The sequence below is a fragment of the Algoriphagus sp. 4150 genome (genome assembly GCF_031457395.1).
Taxonomy (GTDB): Bacteria; Bacteroidota; Bacteroidia; order Cytophagales; family Cyclobacteriaceae; genus Algoriphagus.
Genome location: NZ_JAVDWS010000009.1, coordinates 1 through 22,299, shown reverse-complemented (window position 1 = coordinate 22,299; position 22,299 = coordinate 1). Strand labels below are relative to the sequence as shown.

Annotated in this window: 15 protein-coding genes; 3 read left to right on the top strand and 12 right to left on the bottom strand. The window is 43.1% G+C overall.

The genetic code is table 11. From position 1 onward, the window contains the following. Nucleotides 1–45: 45 nt before the first annotated feature. The 11 genes from J2X69_RS12745 to J2X69_RS12695 form a co-directional block, all read right to left on the bottom strand. Nucleotides 46–1,689, bottom strand: a complete 1,644-nt coding sequence (locus tag J2X69_RS12745; RefSeq protein ID WP_310103794.1) for a PepSY-associated TM helix domain-containing protein — start codon at nt 1,687–1,689, stop codon at nt 46–48. Between the two features lie 9 nt (nt 1,690–1,698). After that, complete coding sequence (locus J2X69_RS12740) at nt 1,699–1,995, bottom strand: hypothetical protein (protein ID WP_310103792.1); 297 nt, start codon at nt 1,993–1,995, stop codon at nt 1,699–1,701. Between the two features lie 2 nt (nt 1,996–1,997). Continuing rightward, nucleotides 1,998–2,324 carry a hypothetical protein gene (locus J2X69_RS12735; protein ID WP_310103790.1) on the bottom strand — a complete coding sequence of 109 codons (327 nt, stop codon included), beginning with the start codon at nt 2,322–2,324 and terminating at the stop codon, nt 1,998–2,000. A gap of 90 nt (nt 2,325–2,414) precedes the next feature. Further along, complete coding sequence (locus tag J2X69_RS12730; RefSeq protein WP_310103788.1) at nt 2,415–3,434, bottom strand: alpha/beta hydrolase; 1,020 nt, start codon at nt 3,432–3,434, stop codon at nt 2,415–2,417. Between the two features lie 16 nt (nt 3,435–3,450). Beyond that, entirely contained in the window at nt 3,451–3,588 is a 138-nt protein-coding gene (locus tag J2X69_RS12725; RefSeq protein ID WP_310103786.1) for a hypothetical protein, read from the bottom strand. A 45-nt stretch (nt 3,589–3,633) separates the two neighbouring features. Further along, on the bottom strand, nt 3,634–4,326 hold the full coding sequence (locus tag J2X69_RS12720) for a DUF4198 domain-containing protein (protein WP_310103784.1): 693 nt from the start codon (nt 4,324–4,326) through the stop codon (nt 3,634–3,636). Between the two features lie 152 nt (nt 4,327–4,478). Then, nucleotides 4,479–4,808 carry a DUF6686 family protein gene (locus J2X69_RS12715; protein ID WP_310103782.1) on the bottom strand — a complete coding sequence of 110 codons (330 nt, stop codon included), beginning with the start codon at nt 4,806–4,808 and terminating at the stop codon, nt 4,479–4,481. Between the two features lie 108 nt (nt 4,809–4,916). Further along, nucleotides 4,917–6,152, bottom strand: a complete 1,236-nt coding sequence (locus tag J2X69_RS12710) for a DUF4374 domain-containing protein (RefSeq protein ID WP_310103780.1) — start codon at nt 6,150–6,152, stop codon at nt 4,917–4,919. Between the two features lie 16 nt (nt 6,153–6,168). Beyond that, nucleotides 6,169–8,541, bottom strand: a complete 2,373-nt coding sequence (locus tag J2X69_RS12705; protein WP_310103778.1) for a TonB-dependent receptor plug domain-containing protein — start codon at nt 8,539–8,541, stop codon at nt 6,169–6,171. A gap of 617 nt (nt 8,542–9,158) precedes the next feature. Continuing rightward, nucleotides 9,159–10,325 carry a PepSY-associated TM helix domain-containing protein gene (locus tag J2X69_RS12700; RefSeq protein WP_310103776.1) on the bottom strand — a complete coding sequence of 389 codons (1,167 nt, stop codon included), beginning with the start codon at nt 10,323–10,325 and terminating at the stop codon, nt 9,159–9,161. Next, entirely contained in the window at nt 10,325–12,703 is a 2,379-nt protein-coding gene (locus tag J2X69_RS12695) for a TonB-dependent receptor (protein ID WP_310103774.1), read from the bottom strand. The genes J2X69_RS12700 and J2X69_RS12695 overlap by 1 nt, the downstream gene beginning before the upstream one ends. A 343-nt stretch (nt 12,704–13,046) precedes the next feature. Here J2X69_RS12695 and J2X69_RS12690 point away from each other — a divergent pair, with 343 nt between their 5' ends. The 3 genes from J2X69_RS12690 to J2X69_RS12680 all read left to right on the top strand — a co-directional run bounded on the left by J2X69_RS12690 (nt 13,047) and on the right by J2X69_RS12680 (nt 21,904). Next, nucleotides 13,047–14,414 carry a metallophosphoesterase family protein gene (locus J2X69_RS12690; protein WP_310103772.1) on the top strand — a complete coding sequence of 456 codons (1,368 nt, stop codon included), beginning with the start codon at nt 13,047–13,049 and terminating at the stop codon, nt 14,412–14,414. A gap of 265 nt (nt 14,415–14,679) precedes the next feature. Further along, on the top strand, nt 14,680–19,620 hold the full coding sequence (locus J2X69_RS12685; RefSeq protein ID WP_310103770.1) for a translocation/assembly module TamB domain-containing protein: 4,941 nt from the start codon (nt 14,680–14,682) through the stop codon (nt 19,618–19,620). Next, nucleotides 19,610–21,904, top strand: a complete 2,295-nt coding sequence (locus J2X69_RS12680; RefSeq protein WP_310103768.1) for a BamA/TamA family outer membrane protein — start codon at nt 19,610–19,612, stop codon at nt 21,902–21,904. Before J2X69_RS12685 ends, J2X69_RS12680 begins: the two co-directional genes overlap by 11 nt. 200 nt (nt 21,905–22,104) lie before the next feature. Here the strand turns inward: J2X69_RS12680 and J2X69_RS12675 are convergent. Beyond that, on the bottom strand, nt 22,105–22,299 hold a 195-nt coding region (locus J2X69_RS12675; RefSeq protein WP_310103766.1), incomplete at its 5' end, for a hypothetical protein.

Here is a 22,299-nt window from a genome sequence, read left to right as displayed (position 1 = left end):
AAATAGTTGGCGGAGCCTGAATCATCACTCCGCCAACTCAAAAAATCAACCCACTGCTACTGCCGATTTTCTTCTTGAAACCGGCTGTTTTACCGGCTCAGGATCGATATTCTTTGTTTTCATTTTAGCTCCTATCATAATCGCCGAGACAGAGATCACCAGCCACAGCGCATCGATCAAGAAGATATCCGACTGACCGTTTTTCAGTGTAACCCAAAGCCAATTTCCCGAAATCAACCCACTCACGACCGGTATTGCAAGTCCGATGATTCCCCCAAGAATCAGGGTAAACTTATTGGTAATGGCATTGCTTCGGATAAAGGTAAAAATGAGAGTCAATGCCAACCACGACCAGAAGAATGTCTGAAAAATAAAACCCATACGATCCGCCCCAGGATCTTGCAAGCCTACTTTGATCATCACAAATGTAAACGCTGTCACAGGAAACATGCTTAGACATCCTGCTAGGTAAAACCATACCAGCCATGCATTGAATTTTCTCTTTGCAGGCGAGACATGCTTCTTGTCCCTAGCTACAAGCCAGATCATCACTCCCGAGATAATCACAAAACAGGTCAATAGGCCAAGTGCGAAATAAACCAGCTTCAATCCTTTACCTCCAAAATCGCCAAAGTGCAATCTCAAAATCACCGCGCGTGCTCCATCTAGATAAGAAACATCCTGAAAAGGGCTTTTTTCAGTTATAATTTCTCTATCCAACATACGGTAAGTAATGGTCCCTGCACTGGCAAATTTCTTATTGTAGTCAGATTTCCCGGTAAACTGCACATGCATACCTTCATCCCCATAGTTAAAAATACTCGCATTGTGCACATGAAATTCCGGCCATTTCCCCTTCGTCTCAGCAAGCAGTTCATTTACTGAAAAATCTCCTTCCAAAGGCTTCCCCACAAACTCAAATTTCGGTGGACTAAAGCCAAAATCACTGAAGGCCTTCTCTTGATCCCCATCATAAATATAATTGATGATCGCAGGAGACATGACTGTGAGCCCCACTATGACATAAACACCCGTAAGCGCAAACATAAACTGGTAAGGCAGACCGATGATCCCTAGTGCGGTATGTGCATCCGTCCAGAGATTCTTGACACTGTTATTGGGACGGAAAATGTAGAAGTTGCTGATAATTTTTTTCCAATGAACTATCACCCCTGTGATCACTGCGAAAAGAAAGAAAAAAGCGACAATTCCCGCCAGCATATAGCCGGATCTTCCGAAAAAATTAAGCTGCGCAAAGAAATGAAGACGATAAAGAAATTCTCCAAACGAATACGATTCCTGATAATCGTACGTATTTAAGTTTTGCGTATTCATATAGAAGAAATTGCCTCGTCCACCACGTCCTCTTCCCCGCTCTCCCTCCTTGACCTCAGCATCTTTAGGGGCAGAAATAGTCACCCCAAGTCGCTGCTCGTCATAATGCTGGTTAAAAGCTACGTCTGTCTTGGCGATTCCTTTTCGTGCCTCCAGCGTATCCAGTACAAGGTCAAAGTCCATTTCCTGTAGCATCCAGCCCTCAGAAATAGACTCATTCCGCTCCCAACTGACAATTTCATCCCTGAAAAAAGAGAAAGAGCCTGCAAAGAAAATCACGTACAACGCCACGCTGATAATAATCCCTGAAATGGTATGCGTGTGAAATAAAATATTATAGATCCTGTTGCTCATAAGTTTCGATTAAATAGCTGCTGAAGATTGGTTGAGGTACACAATTGCAGAAAAGCATAATGTAAGGAGTATATATATCCCCCAGATTTTCCAGCCACTGTTGGCAATAAATGCAATGATCATCAGTGCTACCCAGAGGAGAAAACCGCCGAAAACTAATGTAAACAGTACTGATACTTTGTCCAGCCAGAAAGAAAGGGCAAGAAAGAAGGACACTGTCACCGCATAGCCTCCAATGAAGCCCGCTGTGATCCGTGAAAACCGATGTAGAAATGCGGGAGTTAAGTATTTTTTGTTTGCAGGCATGATTAGATTATTTCAATTAACAACAGCAACACAAACCCGGCGAAAAGCCAGGAAATATTCAGTTTCCAAATGGGAGAAATCAATACCACCAAACTACCCACCATCATCAGCATACATAGAAACGCAAAGATCCCGGAACCCCATCCGAGATAGTTAATAGATAAAACCAATGCCATGAGGAGCAAACCAAAGCCTATGAATTTAGCGAGGCTCTCGTTGGCTCCAAACCAATATGCCACTTGGGGCGGTCTGGAGAGAATTGCCTTTTTGGAAGTCTGATAGAAAAACTCAAAGCCTATCAATGTGAGGAAAATACTTATGCTGATCATATTTTATGAATGAGTGATGTGTGTTTTTGAAAGGAAGCGCCGTCCGTATATGGATCAAAGTATGACATGGACTCAAGCTCCCTGGTGGCTTTACTTTATAAAATTCTTGATTGCGTTATTTACCTCGGCAATATTTTCCATATTACATATATGCCCAGCATTTGAAATCACCACTTCTTTAGTAAGTGGGTTTTTCTCCATCATTATAGAGTATATCCCCGATAACATCTCAGGGTAGTCATTATCACCCCGGATAAGCAAGGTTTCATGAGGAGCATCATATACATCTACTTGATGTTTGTGCTCATAAGCGGATATCCCTAAATTTTTCCATGTGTCTCTACCGGCGACATTCAGACATTCAATGGTATAATCCCGAACAGCTGGATATACACTGGTCATTTCCCCAAATTTATTGGAAATCACTTCCCATGGCACAGCTTTCAGAACGGTCGTCATGAGCACATTTCTGATCTTCCAGACAGCTCCCGTTTCCTCTAGGTGATTATAGCATCCTATCAGTACCAGCTTACTCACTCTATCCGGATATTGGAAAGCGATTTCTTGAGCAAGTGAGGCTCCCAGTGATTGGGCCACAAGCGTTACCTTATCCAGACCATTGTTATCCATTATCTGAATCACGTCATCGATCATGTCCGCAAATGCTACTTTTATATTCGTTTTTATCATGTTGGATCTGCCCTGCCCCCTTCCATCAATGAGTAGCAAATTGTAATTATCTATGGCTTTGGCTTGGTCCAAAAACATCCGATGGTCAGCCCCTGCTCCATGCAAGAATACTATCCAATTTTCCTTTTCGTTGTTTTTTACCCAATAGGTAAGTCGACAATCGTTGTTGATCAACTCATGCTGAACGAGTCCCAATTTCTGATGCGTGTCCATCGAATAGTTGGGCTCTGTGTATTCTGATGAATCATATGGGCCGAGCGCTAGTATTACGAGAGCTGCTGTGAGGAAAGTAGCGGTGATTTTCCACCATTTTGCCATGCTATCTGACTTCCATAGCATATAAAGACCGACAGGAAAGAAAATGATCAATAGCAGATGAACCACTAGTTTGTTATCATACCAACTTTTCATTTTGTCCATTTTTTCAATCAATTTATCAAGTTGCGCCAACTACAGACTCAGCTTTGGTCTCTACTGACATCCAAGTGGGAATATTAAAAGTGGCATCAGGAGAACCTAGCAAGGAAGATCCCCCTGATGCAAAAACAGTAATAGCTAAAAAAGAAAAGCTCATAGTTCAAACAGCAGATTTAAAAATGACCCAATCAATCGTCTTCAATTAGTTAATTTCAATGGCTTGCGTAGCACATCTCCAGATAGCTTTCAGCCCGGAAGGATCATCTTCAGGAAGCTTTTCGGTATGGGTAGCTTCCGCGAAATAGATTCCTTTTTTAGATAGATCAAGACTGGTTTTGCCTTTTTTTCCAGTCTTCAGTTCCTGGGTCTCAGCATTTGGTCCCAACACCGTCACATCTCCTTCAGCCAAAGGTTTCCCTTTATAAAGCAGCTCATATTCTGAGGAATTAGCACTTTTGATCAGTGCAAGATCAGTATCCACTTTGGCTTTGGATTTTCCTTTTCCCACCCACACTTGCGCATAGGCATTGAACTGATAGGCGGTTTTGCTTTCCCCCGGATTTGCCGTATGGCTGATTTCCATTCTGTATTCTCCATCTTCCTCCGGAACAAATGTTCCCTCGAAATATTCAGCTGTAGCAGTAGGCTCCAACTTCGTTTTCTCGCCGGATGGACTGATCAGCCAAAGCTCAAACTCTTTTACATCAGAGTACCATTCTGCCACCGGCTCAATGGCATTTTCTTGATAATCCGCATAATAAATCCGATAAGGATGCTCCTTACCTTTTTCGCCACTGGAAGCGGTATGGATCCATAGCGCGTGGGCCTGCACTCCTATGATGAGCATGGTCAGCATCAGCGTCAGGCAAAGTGATTTTAAAGTTGTTGTATTCATATTTTGTTTTTTTTAGCCACAAAGGGCATTAAGGTTCACAAAGTTTTTAGTTCAATTTTCTATTTCAATTTTGACGGTTGTCCAGCTTCTCCGGAAGCTGAATTTCATCCATCCTAAGGTCTTCCGTTCCAAAGCATCAGACACCAGACTCCTCACATTTTTCTAATCAATTCAATCAACTGCAGCTGCGCATGGGCTTCTATTACATTTGCTTTGAGCCGATAAAACTCTTCCTCCAGAAGCGTGAACTGTACATCCGGATGATAAGTCTCTATCACCACCCGGTCCAAACCGTCAAAAAAGGGGTATTTCTCAAATTCAAAATCCATCCGCTCCAGATACCTTCGAAAAGCATCGAAATTGAGCTCATCGAAGCTGATCATTGCCTGTTTATACATAAGGCCCATTCTACAGCAGTCGACGCATCTTGTGAAAACAAAATCGTCGTTTTGATAGATTATTTCTGTTTGGCAGGCAGACATAAGCGGTTAGTTTTGGATAAGAGTATAATTGGTGCCTGGGATAAGAGCGTTTGTCGGTTTAGTTTCCAAATGCAGCTAAATTCCCAGGGCTTAGTTTTTTCAAGACATCTATTCTGTTGCTTCCAGCTTGCTGATCGCAGTGATTCTACCTCCCTCGACTTTCAGACCTTGCGAGGCAGTGGCAGTATTGGCATTGAAATCATAGACCCAGCTCCCCAAGTCTGTAGTAATGCCTATGTAAGCATGTCCGTCCAATTGTGAGAAATTGTTTGTAGTCACATTGACAATAGAGGATTCGGCTGGAGCACCTGCCACCCAAGTGAAGGTTTTGTTATACACATCAGCTACTCCAAAGCGGCTTCCCACCGTATAAAGCCCCTTTTCTTTGTTCATCATTACGATGAATTTCCCATTGCCGGCGTAGGTCTTTGCAGTGATGTAGTGCCCGTCAGCCAAGGCCTCCACATTGAAATGGTAAGACAGGTCAAACTCCAATTCTCCTTTTTTGATTCTCGTAAATGCCGAAGGAAGTGTAGAAGTCATAGCACCATTGGAAGTCGCTACTGAAGCCGAAAATGCATAGGCATCTCCCTGCTCATCGACCTCAAGACCGGAAAGGAAATATCTGCCTATAAAGCTGGTCCTGTCGTCTTTGATCACCTTATTCAATTCCATACTTGGATAATCGAATACTGCGATCCAAGCACTGTCAGGATAATTTGTACCAAAGGAATCATTGCAACATGCTTTCATGCTGAAGTAAGGAGCGAAAAGCTTGTCCCCTACCTGAGTAATCCAGGTGAAAAATGCACGCTCACCATTATTGGCAATTTCTTGTTGGTTCCACTTGCCGTCGGCTACGATCTGAAGTTGATCAGCATTCATTCTATACCAAGAACCTATAGGATCTGTAGCACTTCTTGAGATTTTCGCCATCACAATATCGTCGTTCATCGGCCCAAAAGCCTGTACAGTCTCCGCTTGAAAATCCGACAATTTCTCCAAAGCACCGTTGGAATTCAGTTCATAAGTAGTCACGGCTCCCGGGTTTCCCTGACCATAGAGCAGGCTGAAAAACTTATTCTTGTGCGTCACATAATAGCGGTAAGACCCGTCCTGCTCTACGCCATTTCCCAGCGTACTCACAGTTCCTTCAGTCAGGCTTTCTGATGTCAGCAAGTAGTCCGCCACTCCGTCAGAAGCAAGTGGAGTAGATGCGATTATGTATCTGCTCTCAGCAGCAGGCCCGGCAGGACCCGGCTTAGGGTCATCAGAATCGCAAGAGGAGAAGCCGATAGTTGCGGCTGAGGCCAAAGCAAGCAAATAGTTAAAGTTGGTTTTCATGTGAATTGGTAAAGAATTAATAAATAAAGTATCTGATTTTGCCTGAGAAGTTCCTTCCCGGCTTCTGCAGGCTGAAATTGTCGTAGAGTTTACTGTCAGCAATATTTCTGCACTCGGCGATCAATTGTAGTTTGCCTTTTTTTCCGGTGGTATAGGTCACATTTACGTCATGGGAGAGCTGCTCAGGCACGTCAAATTTGTCGCTCCCCATACTCGGCCAGTAGAGATAAAATGCATGAACATAAAGCAGATTGTACCCGAAATTGAGGTCATTCCCCTTGCCAAAGGCATCCTGAAGCATCACACTCACGTCTCCATTTCCGAAGAGATAGGGCATATTTGGCACCCGATCCCTGTAGACCAAACTTGGTATAGACTGACCTTCTTCGAATTCAGTATTATTGAGGAGATTTTGGTAGGTGATATTTGCACCCGCGGACAAAAGATTCTTATACGTCCAGCGAACTTCTCCCTCCACACCGATATTGGTCACGCTGTAGAGATTATCCATGACTTGCATGGCTTGGTTATTATTCAGACGGGGACGAATGAAATCTTTGGCATCACGGTAAAACCCATTGGAGGATAGGTCTAAGCGATGGTTTGCACTGAGTTGCTTCCAAATACTCAGCCCGACATTATAGTTGTAGCTAGTTTCGGGTTTTAGAGTCAGGTTTCCCTGCAGATTCACCATATCTCCGAAAAGCTCCTCGGGCTCAGGCAAGCGGTAGCTTTTCTCAAAAGAAGCTTTTGCCTGAATATTTCCTGTAACAAAATAAGAACCTGTCACCCCGAAACCCGGATAGGTGAAATTCTCCTGTTCATTGCGGTAAGCCACATCTCCATAATTCCCGGTGGGATTGTAAGACATGGAGAAATAGTTGGTTTGATTGTAAATTTTGGTGAAGGCAGAGAAACTTGCTTTTTCCTCCCAATTCAGCTGGTAGCTGAGCCCGGTGATATTTTTTTGACTTTTACGCGGCTGCTCGTACCTGTCATTGTCAGGACTAAGGGCATCGCTGCCTATCCGGTTAAAGCTATTGAAAACATTGCTTAATGCCAGAGTGTGAACCTTGCCAAAGTTGTAATGTGCATTTGCCGTAACAACAGCATTGTTATTGTTAAACTTGTAGAGGGTATAAGAGCGCTCTCCGCCCGGCACATCGTATTGTCTATACTGTCGAAACCAATTATAGCGGCGATTTACCGTATCGATATTTTGCTCTGAGCCAAAGTTGTAATTGGCATTCACATTTACGTCCAGTCCCTTGACAAAAAGATCTCTTTTCCGGTACTTAAAGGTGGGCATAAGGATGGTTCCCCTGCGATGCCAATCCCCAAAAACAGTCACCAATCGCGCTCCGGTCTGGACTTCCGAATAGTTCTTACCTGCAGTTAGACCGACTAACAGTTTATCTGCATACGGTTTACCCTGTACGCCAAGCTGCGCGATGACAGTCTCATTATGATAGGTATCATGAAATCTCCGTACACGCTGATTCGGGTAGTATTTCCCCGTCTCTATATCAGCCACGTCCACATCTACCCAATAATTATTGTCCGAATAATTCTGGAAGGCATTTAGCTGAACCGTAAAGCCGGATTTAGAAACAAAAGCAGTGTTGATGACCGTGCGGTGTGTATTGAAAGAGCCATAGGAATACGATACATCCACATAGTTTTTCTGAACATTCTTAGTGACAATATTGACTGCTCCTCCAAGAGCATCCGCTCCAAGTCCAATCGGAACCACACCTTTATAGACTTCTATTCGCTCAGCAAGATTGATCGGAATATTATTTAGTTGGAAAGAGGAACCAAAATCGTCCATCGGAATACCATCTATGAAAAACTTCACCTGCTTTCCTGAAAAGCCATTCAGGGAAAAATTCATCCGCGAGCCAACCCCACCGCTTTCTCTCACCCGCACACCGGAAACTCTGTCCAGTGCATGCCCCAAATCCAAATTAGTATGGTGAAGCTTACGCGCATCGAGCACCGTTACATTAAAGGCCCGCTCCTCAACTTCCCGCAATTCTGACTTACCCAAAACTGTAAATTCTTCAAGATCATTGATCTCGTCAGCAAGTGTGATTTTCAGAGCTTGAGATTCAGCTCCGATTGCAATCTCCTCAGTATGATTCCGGAAACCCATGAAAGAAAATTCAAGTCTATAGGTTCTTGCTGACGGAAGATCAACTGAGAATTCACCATGGGCATCGGATAGAAGCCCTTTGGAGACCGGAGAGATCTTGATCAAAACTCCGGGAATGGAATTGCCGTTTTTATCGACGACAAGGCCGCGTACAGTGGTATTTTGCTGAGCATTTGCCATTGTGGCAAGCAAACTGCACAAAAATACAATGGACAATATTTTAGTATATTGCATCGCTTTTTAATTGGAGAATTAGAAAGTTTAGTACCCGAAGCCATACGGTTGCCGCCGTGTGGCTTCATCTATTAGTAGCGGTTAAGCTTCTCTCTATTGTTATTTAGATTAATTTTAAATTAAGACAAATCTAATCCAAGAAAGCTAGTCTGACAAAGAATTGGTCAGTTTTTTTGAGGTTTTTTAAAAATAATTTAAGTCGGGAGGTGAGAGGCTGGAATTAAGATATTAGAGGTTAGAATCAAGAGTCAAGAAATGTCCATGTCAGTCCGAGTAAGAAAAAATTAAGATTTGCAAGAGACTAATAACGGTAAGACAATAGGAACAAAGCCAGGTCAGCAGGAGCGTACATATACCTATCGAAATCGAAGGGTTTTCGACTCCCTGCCAGTAGGCGAGCGCTCGGACTGGATTTAACTTTTGCTCACTTATTAAAATTCCATCATTGGTAGCAACTTGTCTGCCGTAAGTAAGAAGTCGAGGACATATCCTAACTCCAAAACCACATAAAAAAGGCTTTGCTTTCGCTCAGCCTTATTTAGGGCTTACTGAAAAAATCTCAGTTATGCCAGTTTCAAGGCGGCCGAGTGAAGATGTATGGGTATACCTCGAATAGCTTAAGCTTCCGTCAATTCCAACTTTTCTTTGACATGATCTACAGGCTGTTTTTTCGCTTTATTCCTTCTCCCCCACCAGATCAAAAAACCTGTGATCGGCAATGAAGCGATAATCGCACTTAGGAAGAAAGCCAGAATTTTTCCCGGTAAACCCGCAATGGCACCGACGTGCACATCATAGTTCATCCGCATGATTTTCTCTGCTACCGTAGCTTCCTCGAATCGTCCATAAAAATGTTCGACTGGAAGTTCTTCGAGGGTATTCTGGTCAAAGTATCGATAATCTGATTTCCAAAAAGTGGATGCATCAGGATTGGCATTGGCCGCGATCGCAGCTCCCTCGAATCCCGGAGGATGAACCTCTATCCAATCTGCGTTGGGATACTCTGCATTCATTTTCATCCAAACTGCATCCAGAGCAGGGATTTCACCTTGATACAGTTGTGTAGAATCCGAAACAGGATCGTAATATTCCACAAACTTCTCACCGCCGGATGCTACAAAGAACACACCATCCCTAAACCACAAAAAGCCCCAAACGAGACCCGTAACTGCAAAAACCAATGCAAAAGTCATCACATAAAACCCTAGAACCTGATGCAGGTCATAGTTCTTTCTTCTCCATCTTGCGGACCATTTGATCTTCAAACTTTGCTTCAGGTTCTTCTTCTTCTTCGGCCACCACAGGATCAAGCCGGAAATCACCATAAAGAGAAATACCAAGGTAAAGCTGGCCACAACCGGCTGTCCAATCTCAGGTGGAAGCCAGAGGTAAAAATGCCCATCAAGAATAAATCGAAAAAAGTCTGCATACTCATCGTTAAGCTTGAGCAATTCGCCTGAATACGGATTGATGTACGCGATTTGATAGTGATCGTGCCCTTCTCCATAACTGAAGAAGATAGCTTGGGCGGATTTCTCCCGGGTAGGGTAAAGTACTGCATGAAGATGCCCTTCCGGGAAAGCTTCTTGGGCAATTTCACTGATTTGACTTGGAGGGAGAACGGCTCCATCCTGCTGTTCGACAAATAGGAATGGGTAGGTCAACTCTTTGATTTCGGACTGGAATGCATAGATGCATCCGGTGACTGCCACTATAAACACAACAAGCCCGGACGAAAGTCCGAGCCAGAGGTGCAAGTTATTTAGTGTTTTTTTTATATCCATTAAAACCTATAATTGAGACTAAGGGAGATATTTCTCAGATTTTGGGGGGTCACTGTGGACCAACCCGAATAGTACTTTTGATCCGTCAGATTATTAACTTTCAAAGCTAAGAAATATTGGGAACCTGTGTATGAAAGTGATGCATTATAAACCTGATAAGCAGGCAGGGCAAAGGATCCAATGTTGTCTCTGTTCAAGGTCAGGTACTCACTGGCTGTATTGCCTCCGAACCCAAGGCCGAAACCTCTCAATGCACCGGCAGAGAAATTATAGCTCGCCCAGAAATTAAACAAACTCTCCGGGCCGGCTTCTTCCGGACGCATGCCCAAATAACCGCTTTCCGGATAATCTTTGGTCACTTCCGAATTGTTGTTGCTGTAGCCTGCCACCAGATTCAATCCTTCAACCGGACTTGCGATCACACTTAGTTCAAATCCCTTGCTTACCACTTCCCCGCCCTGAATAGAATTGTTCACGTTATTGGGGTCTGTCATTACACGATTACTTACAGTGATGTTATAGTAACTTGCAGTAGCAGAGATCTTATCACCCAACAAATTGGTTTTCACTCCAAACTCGTATTGGTTAGCTCTCTCGGCATCAAAAGTCTTGAATCTGGCATTTGTACCGTCAGCATCACTTACCGTAGTAGGAGCTACATTGGAGAATCCGTTCATGTAGTTACCAAAAACGGAAACCTTATCCTTTACAGGCTGGTAAACCACACCGAATTTAGGAGAAACTGCCGTCTGGGTATTTTGCTCGCTATCGGCTCCCCATGCTTCATTTTTGAAATTGTCCACTCGTACGCTGGCCATTACAGACAGCTGTGAAGTCAATTCAATCACATCAGAAACATACGCACTTAGGACTCTGGTATTCCCTGTGGTATTCCCTTCAAATGTGCCTTTCAGCAATTCATCCACACCAGCTTGGGTCAGCACACCCGTATCATTCCCATCAGAGAGGGTCACTACGCCATTTGCAACCCATCCGGTACTGCTATTGATCAAGTCCTGATCGTAATAATCAACACCCACGATCATTTTATTTCTCATGGATCCCAACATGAAATCTCCAATGAAATTTTGCTGGATATCGGTAGAAAGTGTCTGAGCATTCCTGTCAGAGATGAATCTTGCAAAAGAATTCCCGTCACTTGCATCAAATAAATAGTGGTAGTAGCCATCACTTTTCGTAGAACTTCTCGAAACTACAGTCTGGGAAGTCCAAGTATTGGAAAGCTTGTAGAAAGCCTGAGCCTGCAGTGCATAGGAATTGTTGTCAATGCCCAATTCATTGCCTGTGAAAGATCGCTCATAATTCCGCTCAAAAAGATCTATAGAATTAAAAGTCAATGGATTTGATCTATTAAGGAAGATCATCGGTGCATTCACAGAATTGGAATTCAAAAACTCTGTATTGATCAAAAAAGACAGTCGCTCACTTGCCTGAAATTTAAAAGAAGGAGCAATGAAAAATGAAGTCCTTCCCCCTGCATCCTGGAATGTATTGTTTTGCTGATAGGCAGTATTCACTCTCATGGAAGCATTCTCATTCAACGGCACATTCACATCACCGGTGACTCTGTTCAACCCATAGCTGCCTGTTATAAATCCTACTTCACCTTTGAACACATCACTTGGGCGTTTGGTCGTAATATTGATCAATCCACCATAAGAAATCACTGAGCTTCCGAAGAGTGTACCGGATGGGCCTTTGATCACGTCCAGCGTCTCAATATTCGCGGGATCCAGTCCGCCATTATTCAAGCTTGGCATACCATTCACCATAGTAGGCTGTACAGCAAACCCTCTCATAGAGTAGTACTCCGCTCCATCTCCTCCACGTCCGGTGGATTCCCATAATCTGCTTACACCAGTCGCATTCTTTAGCGCATCGTTCATGTTGGTCACTACCTGTTCTTTCAGAAGCTTGGAAGAAACAGAGTTATATACCTGTGGATTTTCCAAATCCTTAAGCGGAAGCTTAGCTACGGTAAAGTTACTGTCAGAGTAAAAACGATTGGAGCTTATGTCCGTCACGATTACCTCATTCAGACCGGTTGAGCTTTCTGCCAATGCAAAGTTCAGCGTCAGCACTTCCCCTGCGCCCAGTGTAATCTGCTTTTCCTGCCTTTCCACACCCACAAAAGAAGCAAAAACAGTGTAAGTGCCGGCAGCAAGATTCTTGATTTCAAAGTTCCCTCTTCTGTCAGTCGTATTTCCTTTGGCAATACCTTTTATACCTACATTGACAAATTCCATAGGCTGATTGTCAGAAGTGGTGACCTGTCCCTTGATGCTTCCGGACTGGGCAAAAGCTCCTAGAATACTCAAGAAATACAGGTTTAAGAGTAGTATAAATCTGCGATTCATAGTTTGTTTGGTTTCAAATATTTTGCAAACCTATTACCTAGAATCATTCTAAACAAGAGTTATTTAGAATTAATCTAAGAAAAGCAAACAAAACGCGCTTACCTCCTCTTTCTTAGACAGTTGAAATATCATTAATCCAGTCTATTAGTCTATAGCAGATCAAAATTGAATAAATTGGGGATGAATTATATAGGATTCTCTGCAAGGATATCCTATTCGGCATTTCTTGGGAATCTTAGGTTGCCTGCAAATGCCGATTTAAAAATTCCTTAACACGGCTTTTAAAGATAACTGCCCCTAAAGAGGCTTCTTTACCAATTAATTGTCACAAAACCTTAATTTGATGAATTCCGCCTTTAAACTCACTTTTGCCTCGATATTATTTCTGGTTTTCTCCACCAATCTCTTTGCACAGCAATTTCTTCCTTCTGAATTTCCCGACCGTATAGTCCTCACTTGGTCGGAGAATCCAATGAACACGCAGTCCATCACATGGAGAACTTCCTCTGCAGTGACTGAATCAAAAGCCCAATTGATTTTGGCACCAAACACCCCAATCTACCTTGAGCATGTGGAGACTTTTGATGCAATTACAGCGTTTTTGGACGTGGATAGTGTAGAGGCCAATTATCACTCGGTGACATTTCGGGATCTTCAGCCGGCCACCACTTATGCATATCGTGTGGGAGAAGAAGGCACATGGACAGAATGGTATCAGTTTACCACAGCGCCTGAAAAAGGCACGCCCTTTTCCTTTATTTATTTCGGTGATGCCCAAAACAATCTTAAATCCCAATGGTCAAGAATTATCCGTCAGGCCTATTCCAATCTCCCTAAGGCGGCCTTTATGCTTCACGCCGGTGACCTGATTAATAGAACCCATTCAGATTCGGAATGGGGCGAATGGAATTATGCAGGCTCTTTTATCAATGCTATGATTCCGAGTATTGCCACTCCCGGCAATCATGAGTATAACCGGGATGAAGACGGCACATTGATTCTTGATCATCACTGGAAAAAGCAATTTACATTTCCAGAAAACGGACCAAAGGGATTTGAAGAGACAGTTTACTTCACAGATTATTCAGATTTGAAAATGATTTCGTTGAATTCCCAAGAGATTGTTTTGGATGAGAAATCCTTGGAAATCCAAAAAATCTGGCTGGAAAAAGTATTGTCAGAAAACACACAAAAATGGACAATTATCACTTTTCACCACCCAATCTATTCCTCCGGAACCGGACGTGACAACAAGGAATTTCGAGAAGCCTTCAAGCCTATTTTTGATAAATACAAGGTTGACTTAGTACTGCAAGGTCATGACCACTCCTATGGACGTGGAAGAAACCTGCCTTCCGGGGTAGCAAATCAAGATCCTGCCGCTCAAGGCCCAGTATATGTGGTGTCTGTCAGCGGACCCAAAATGTATAACCTCACCTTTGAGAAGTGGATGGACCGTGCCGCTTCCAATACCCAACTTTATCAGCTTATCAGCATTGAAGACGATCATCTGAGCTATGGAGCGTATACTGCCACGGGGCAATTATATGATGCTTTTGATATCATTAAAAGTGACGGAAAGCCAAAACAATTTATTGATAAAGCCGACAAAGCCATACAAGAGGCCGTTGAGCTGACTCCCGGATCTGACAAAAAAATGAGTGCTGAGGAAATGGCGGAGTATATGCGGACTTATAAAAGGGGCAATTGATCCCGGAAATAGAAGCCAATAAATCAAACAAAGGGCGTTTTTGAGGTTTAAAAGTAATCCTTACAAAGATTCAAGCTGGCTTATTTATTGTCGCTTGATTAGCTTGCAGTCAAGTATATTTACCCTCATTATTTAAACGCTCGAATCTATTAAACGCTTTTTTGCCAAATTCTTAAAGATTCTGGGTATCACGGTTGCCGTAATTCTGGTGATTGTCGGTGCCCTGATTCTTTTTATCCGCAGCCCTTGGGGTCAGGGGATAATTGTGAATAAAGCCACCTCGTACGTTTCGGAAAAAACAGGCACTGATGTGTCAATAAAGCGCCTTTTCATTACTTTCTCCGGAAATATTTTCCTGGAAGATTTATACTTGGAAGACACACAAGGGGACACCTTGGTTTATTCCAAAAATATAGAAGCAGGAATTGCCTTCGGCCCTCTTCTTACATCAGGAAATATTAGTGTGACGAAGTTAGATTGGGAGGGGTTAGTGGCTCGGGTAAGCCGAAATGCCGATAATGAGAAATTTAACTTCGATTTTTTGATTGAGGCATTTGCTTCCCAACCTGCGGACTCTACCCAACCTGTAGAGGCGGACACCACATCTTCACCTCCACCAAAAATCAAACTCTCCCCAATATCTCTTCGGAATTTTGACCTCACTTATGTGGATGAAATTCTGGGAATCGATGCTTCCATTATTCTCGGTGAATTGGAGGTGACTATTCCCGGCTTGGACTTGGGAAAATATGAGTTTGACATTAAGAAAATAGCGCTTCAAAACACGCATATCAAGTATCACCAGACAACCTCTTTTCCTCCTTCGGAAGATGCCACTGAGGAGACTCCCATGCCTATCCTCAATGTGGATGAGCTCACGCTTTCCAATGTCACTGCTGACTATAGCAGTGCGCCGGATCTTCAGAAAGCGCAGGTTCAGATTGGGCATTTCCTTGTAGAATTGCCTAAAGCGGATCTCCAAACCCAGACCATACATCTCGCTGCTCTGACCATGGATAAGTCTACAATTCTATTTCATGACTTTTCCGATGTACCGCAGATCGATGCTGATACAACAAGCAATCCTACTCCATTCGCATGGCCGGAATGGGTGGTAAATGCTGATAAAATAACGATCGATTCTACGGACATTGAATACAAGTCCGCAGATGTTCCTATCAAAAAAGGAGCCTTCAATCCTGAGGCAATTGCTATTTCAAGCCTGACTTTTCAGGCAGAAAACATATTCCTGAAGGATGAAAAAGCAGGAGCAAAACTGCATCAATTTCATTTTAGCGAAGGAAGCGGGTTTGAATTGAAAGAATTTCAGTTTGACTTGGAGGCTGGAAACAGTTCAGCTCAACTGAAAAACCTTGTGCTCGCTACGAATCGCAGCACACTCGATGCAGGAGTATCGATTGAATATCCTTCAGTCCAGGCACTCATAGAAGATTATGAAAGTCTGAAATTTGATTTGACAGTGAAAGAATCCAAGCTGGACATACGCGATAGTTATTTCTTTGACCCGACACTTGCTCAGGACACACTTATTCGTGAGTTGGCCCAATACCCTATTCTAATTGACCTAACCACCCGGGGAGATCTCAACTCAATGGATATTCCCGGTTTAAATCTTCACTGGGGGAAAAGCGACTTTAGCGCTAAGGGTAAGGTAAAAAACCCTATGGATGTGGACCGGCTTGAATTTGATTTCCCTGAAATAAACCTACAAACCACCCGGGAGACATTGCTAAAATTTGTCAAAGAGGAAGATTATGGAGTTCAATTTCCAGAGCAACTAAGCCTAAAAGCAAGTGCCAGAGGCATGCTGGACGACCTTCTAGCCAGTCTGGATTTGGAAACCGACATGGGAAATATTCTCCTTGACGCTGCTTATCAAAACACGGATCAGCTTGCTTTTGATGCAGATTTGAAGATAAATCAATTGCAGGTGGGAAATCTGCTAAAACAACCGGAACTGGATACATTGACTTTTCAGATCTTAGCCAAGGGCTCCGGATCCAGCCTCGATGACCTTAATGCAGAATTGTCCTCCACATTTGAGCGTCTTCGCCTCTACGGTTCCGATTATTCAGGATTAAAGCTGGAGGGCAAATTAGTAGATGGAGCCGGTGATTTACAGGCTGGTTTGAACTCAGAATTCTTGGACTTTGACCTCATTTCCAAAATGGATTTGGATTCTGTCCATTCGAAAGTAAACCTCACCCTTGACCTGAAAGGTGCTGACTTCTATAAGCTAGGCTTGGCATCTACAAGTTCTAGGGCAAAATTGAAATTAGAAGCAGATTTTGAGGGTAACTTGGAGGAATTCGACCTTAATGCGTTTGTCAAAGATGCAGTTTTACTATACGATGAGAAAAATTATCCGGTAGGCGAATTGACCATGGATGCAAATGTACGTGAGGACTCAACAAGCTTCGACATTGCCAGTAACTTATTAAATGGTTTTGTCCGAACCAACACCAACCCCACGGATTTGGCTACTGCACTTTCAGCACATTTCAGGCACTATTTAGATAAAGCCGATTCCGCATATTCTGCAGGCGATGGTGATATAGTCATGAACATGGATTTGAGAATTTCCGACGATCCATTGCTAAGTGAAGTCCTTTTACAAGGCTTGGAACAATTTGATTCTGCAAGGATCCAAGCTCATTATTATCAGAAGATAGACTCTCTTACAGCCGATATCGACTTCCCCTATATAAATTATTCAGGAACAGAAGTGGATAGCCTAGGATTACGTATACGCTCCAATCAAGAGATATTGAGAATGTATGTGGGCTTTCAGAACATGACTTCCGGTCCCCTAAACATCGGCAAAACTTTCTTGACCGGGCAGCTGGCAGACTCCAGAATGTATTTTGATTTCCACTCTTACGAAGAAGCCGAGAGAACATACCACATCTCTTCAGATATTGGCTTGGTCGGTGATACGATTAGTTATCATGTGTCATCCATTGATCTGATGCTGAAAGGTGAGGAATGGACTGTTCCGGAAAAAAACATGGTGAAATACTCCGGATCAAGTCTGGAGTTTGAAGATTTCGAATTCAGTAAGGGAAACCAGCAACTCTCTTTTGTAAATAATGCTGAGGGATTTACCGATGAAAATATAGCGGTACTATTTAGAGATTTTAGACTTTCCACGATTACAAGCCTATTGAATCCGGAAGAAATCATAGCCGGAGGAAAAATGGAAGGAAAATTAGTCGTGGAAAATCCCTTTGGTGCGACAGGGCTAATGGGAGACTTAAGAATAGACAGTCTTAAAATAGTGAATGTGCCACTGGGAAATCTCAACCTCGAGGCTACGGCTAAGAGTATAGGGAACTATATTCTCCAACTCGGACTAAAAGACGGAGGTTTTGATTTGGACTTGAGCGGTGACTTTGTCGCCAATGAAGCTGGGGGAGATTTTGACATAAAACTAGAGCTGAATAAGATCGAAATGGAAAAAATAGCTGCTCTCTCCCAGGATCAGATTGTGGATGCGGCAGGATACCTCTCCGGTACCATTACGGCTAATGGCACTACTACAGATCCAAAATATGAAGGGGAAATCCGGTTTCATGAAACATCGTTTGTCCCGGCCCAACTCAGCACAAAATACATACTGTCCAATGAAACAGTTAAGATCGACAATGCAGGAGTTTATTTTGAGCAGTTTACCATAAGAGATACTGAGAGTAACACCTTTGCTATTGACGGAACTGTGGGGACAGAGAGTTACCTCAACCCCACCTTTGACTTAAAACTAACTGCCGACAATTTTATGGCAGTAAATTCCACCGACAAAGAAAATGAACTCATCTATGGCAAAGCCTCCCTCGATGCAGATGTCACAATAACAGGGGACCTGACCTTACCTGTAGTCAAGGCAAGATTGGGAGTTAAGGACAACACCAACTTGACCATTATCATACCGGAATCTGAACTTGAATTTGTAGAACGGCAGGGCATCGTAGTATATGTCAACAAAAAGAATCCTGAAGATATCCTTACAAGGCAGACTGAAGAAACAACCAGTGCTTTTGCGGGATTCGATATCCGGGCTTTACTGAAAGTTGATCCCAAGGCACTTTTCACCATTGTGATAGATCCTGCTACAGGTGACAACCTTCAGATCGCGGGGGATGCTAATCTTCAGATGGATATCAACCCAAATGGAAGAATCACACTCAGTGGGAGTTATGAGATTTCCGGCGGACATTATGAAATGTCTCTTTACAATCTTGTCAACAGGAAATTCGGAATCAACCCGGGAAGCAGAATTACTTGGAATGGTGATCCGATGGATGCCAACTTGGACATACAAGCCATTTATGAGGTCGAGACCGGAGCTTCAGAACTGATGTCTGCGCAGCTTACCGGCAGTAATAATGAAGTACAGACTCAATATAAGCAGCAGCTCCCTTTCTTGGTTTACTTAAATGTAAAAGGCGAATTGCTCAGACCTGAAATCTCATTCAACCTAGACATGCCCGAAAATCAAAGAGGTGCTATCGGAGGCAATGTGTATTCCCAAGTACTACAAATCAATGAGCAAGAAGATGAACTTAACAAACAAGTGTTCTCACTTCTCGTTCTCAACAGGTTCTTTCCTTCTGCAGGAAGTGACGGGTCAACTGGCGGAGCGGAAGCCATCGCAAGAAACTCCGTTAGCCAGATACTTTCAGACCAGATGAATGCACTTTCAAGCAAACTTTTCGGAGACAGTGGCTTTCAGGTCGGATTTGATGTGGACAGCTATCAGGACTACCAATCCGGAGGAGCGCAGAACAGAACCGACTTAAATATCAATGCCCAACAGACACTTTTTGATGATCGCCTGATAGTTCAGGTGGGTAGTCAGGTAGATCTGGAGGGAAGCTCACAGAGCTCAGAGCAGGCTAATTCTATACTGGCAAACATTAGTTTTGAATACATGCTGACGGAAGACGGACGCTGGAGAGCGCGGGCTTTCCGCAAGAATCAATTTGAAAGTATCATCGACGGTCAGCTGGTAGTCACAGGTGGTGGTTTGATTTTTAACCGGGAGTTCAATGAATTCTCGGAATTCTGGAAAGCACCTATTGCACCGGAAGATCAAAACAAAACCAACCCAATCGATGAATTGGAAAAGAAGAACCGGAGAAGCAAGAAAAACAAGCAGGCTAAAGAATCAGAGGAAAATGAAGATTAGAGTGTTCATATCGGCGGCTTATTTATCTGTACTTGCGGTGGTACTTAGCTGCAATGTGAAGAAGTATATTCCGGAAGACGAATTTTTGTACAAGGGCGCCGAGCTTGAAATAAAAAGGGAAGCCGATATAAAAGGATTCGATGCGATAGAAGAAGAGCTGGAAGATCTACTCAGACCTAAGCCAAACTCAAAGGTATTTGGAATGTATGTAGGCCTTTGGGCGCATTACAAAGGCACTCAAGAAAAACCGGGTTTTATAAATCGCTTTTTGAATAAAAAGATAGGGGAAAAACCCGTCTATTTCAGCCAAGTAGTCCCGAGCCGGACAGAAGAGCTGATCGTAAACAGACTGGAAAACAGGGGTTTTTTCTACAGTACCACCAATTCTGAAGTCACCCGAAAGGACAAATTTGCCAAAGTAGATTATACCGTTACGATTTCCGAGCCCTACAAATTGACTGAGGTAGAAGTAGTAAGAGACAGCTTGGAAATAGATAGAGAAATCATCTCATTGATGGAAGAAACTACCCTTGATTCAGGGAGCCGATTTGACCTCAACAAGTTGAAATATGAAAGAACGAGGATTGACTCAGCTCTTAAAGAAAAAGGTTACTACAATTTCAACAGCGACTACCTCATCTTTGAAGCCGATACTAATATATCCGATAGTGCGAGACTCTTCAAGCTATACCTTCGGATGAAATCCAATGTCTCGAAAAACGGAACCATTCCGTACACTGTTGATTCCATTAACGTCTTTCCCAATTACTCCATTGATGAAAATGGCGATAAAATTGACACTGTCAATCTGGACGGAAAAAACTTCATACAGGGTAATGATGTATTCAAACCAAAACTATTGAATGATTACATACTTATTCAAAAAGACCAGCGGTATAACCCTAGGTTATCCCGACTCTCCAGTAACCGACTCAGCTCTATAGGAAATTACAAGTTTGTCAACCTACGTTATGAGGAATTGGAATCATCAGATTCACTCGGGCATCTGAAGGCAAGCTTCTATTTATCTCCATTGACGAAACGATCAGTGAGAGCGGAATTACTGGCTAACTCCAAATCGAACAACTTTGCGGGACCGGCACTGAATCTAGTCTATAGAAATCGAAATCTCTTCAAAGGAGGGGAAACACTGAATCTCACCGGAAGAATAGGCTATGAATTCCAAGTGGCAGGGGGTGAAGGCAGGAAAGGGCTCCAATCCTTAGAGCTTGGCTTGAGCGCAGATTTAATTTTTCCCCGTGTAATCTTCTTTGTTCCTATCAAAGAAAAATTCAGTTATTCCGTTCCCAAAACAAAAATGAGCATCAGTGCTGATTACTTGAGTAGAGGCGGGCTTTATAATCTTAACTCTATTTCTGCCAGATACGGTTACTTCTGGAATGCCAATCAATATGCCTATCACGAGATCAACCCCATCAATCTGAGCATAGTAAATCTGTCCCGAACTTCACCGGAGTTTGACCGGATTCTGGAAAACAACCCCTTTTTAAAGCGCAGTTTTGAGCAGAACTTCATTGCCGGGATCAATTACACCTTCAACTATAACAAACTGAATGATAGATTCCGAACTCACGGATATTTCCTGGGTTTAGGGTTGGATTTTGCCGGGAACACACTCCATCTTATAGATGATATGCTGGGAAGAGATGATGGTAAATTTGTGGGCTTGGAATATGCGCAGTATGGCAAAGCGGATCTTGATCTGAGATACCATCTGAATATAGACAAAAAACAAACTATTGCTACTAGGCTTTTCGCAGGGGTCGGTTTTCCCTTTGGCAATTCCCGATCATTGCCCTATGTCAAACAATACTTTTCAGGAGGACCAAACAGTATTAGGGCATTTCGTATCCGTTCTATCGGTCCAGGCACTTACCGTCCGGAAAACTTTGACATCAATTCCTTCTTCGACCAATCAGGTGATATCCGGATAGAGGGAAACATAGAATACCGATTCCCGATAGTATCCCTATTGAAGGGTGCTTTATTCATGGATGCAGGAAACATCTGGCTAATGAATGAAAACGAGGCCCTCCCCGGCGGAAAAATTACTTCCGATTGGTGGAATCAATTAGCTGTTGGCACGGGTGTAGGTCTACGGGTGGACATTCAGTTCTTTGTGATACGTTTTGATTTGGCTACACCTGTACGTATCCCCTATTTACCTGACGGAGAGCGGTGGGGCAATACCTTTGACATTGGCAGTAAAACATGGAGGAGGGAAAATCTGATTTTCAATTTCGCTATAGGCTATCCTTTCTAAATACCTACCTGCTCCGGTTTCTTGGTATCTGGATTTCAAATCCAATAATTGTAGACTATCTTGGGATTACTTTTTCCCACCTAACTATCTCCGATGAAATCGAGCATGGCTCAAAAGTCACACACTGGGATGATTTTCCTGCATGCGAGATTCTCCCGATCCGACGCGGCGGACGGGACAGGCTATGTGGCCGCTAAAAATCAAATTATAATCACATGAAATCGAGCATGTCGAAGACGACACACAACTTGTCCCGAACTTGCTTCGGGAGAGGGATGATTATTCGCCGTGCGAGATTCCATCTGACCATTAAAAATCAAAATATAAACAGATGAAATATCCATGACGGGAGCGCGACACACAGGGGCATGATTATAAATCCCGGCATCCACCAT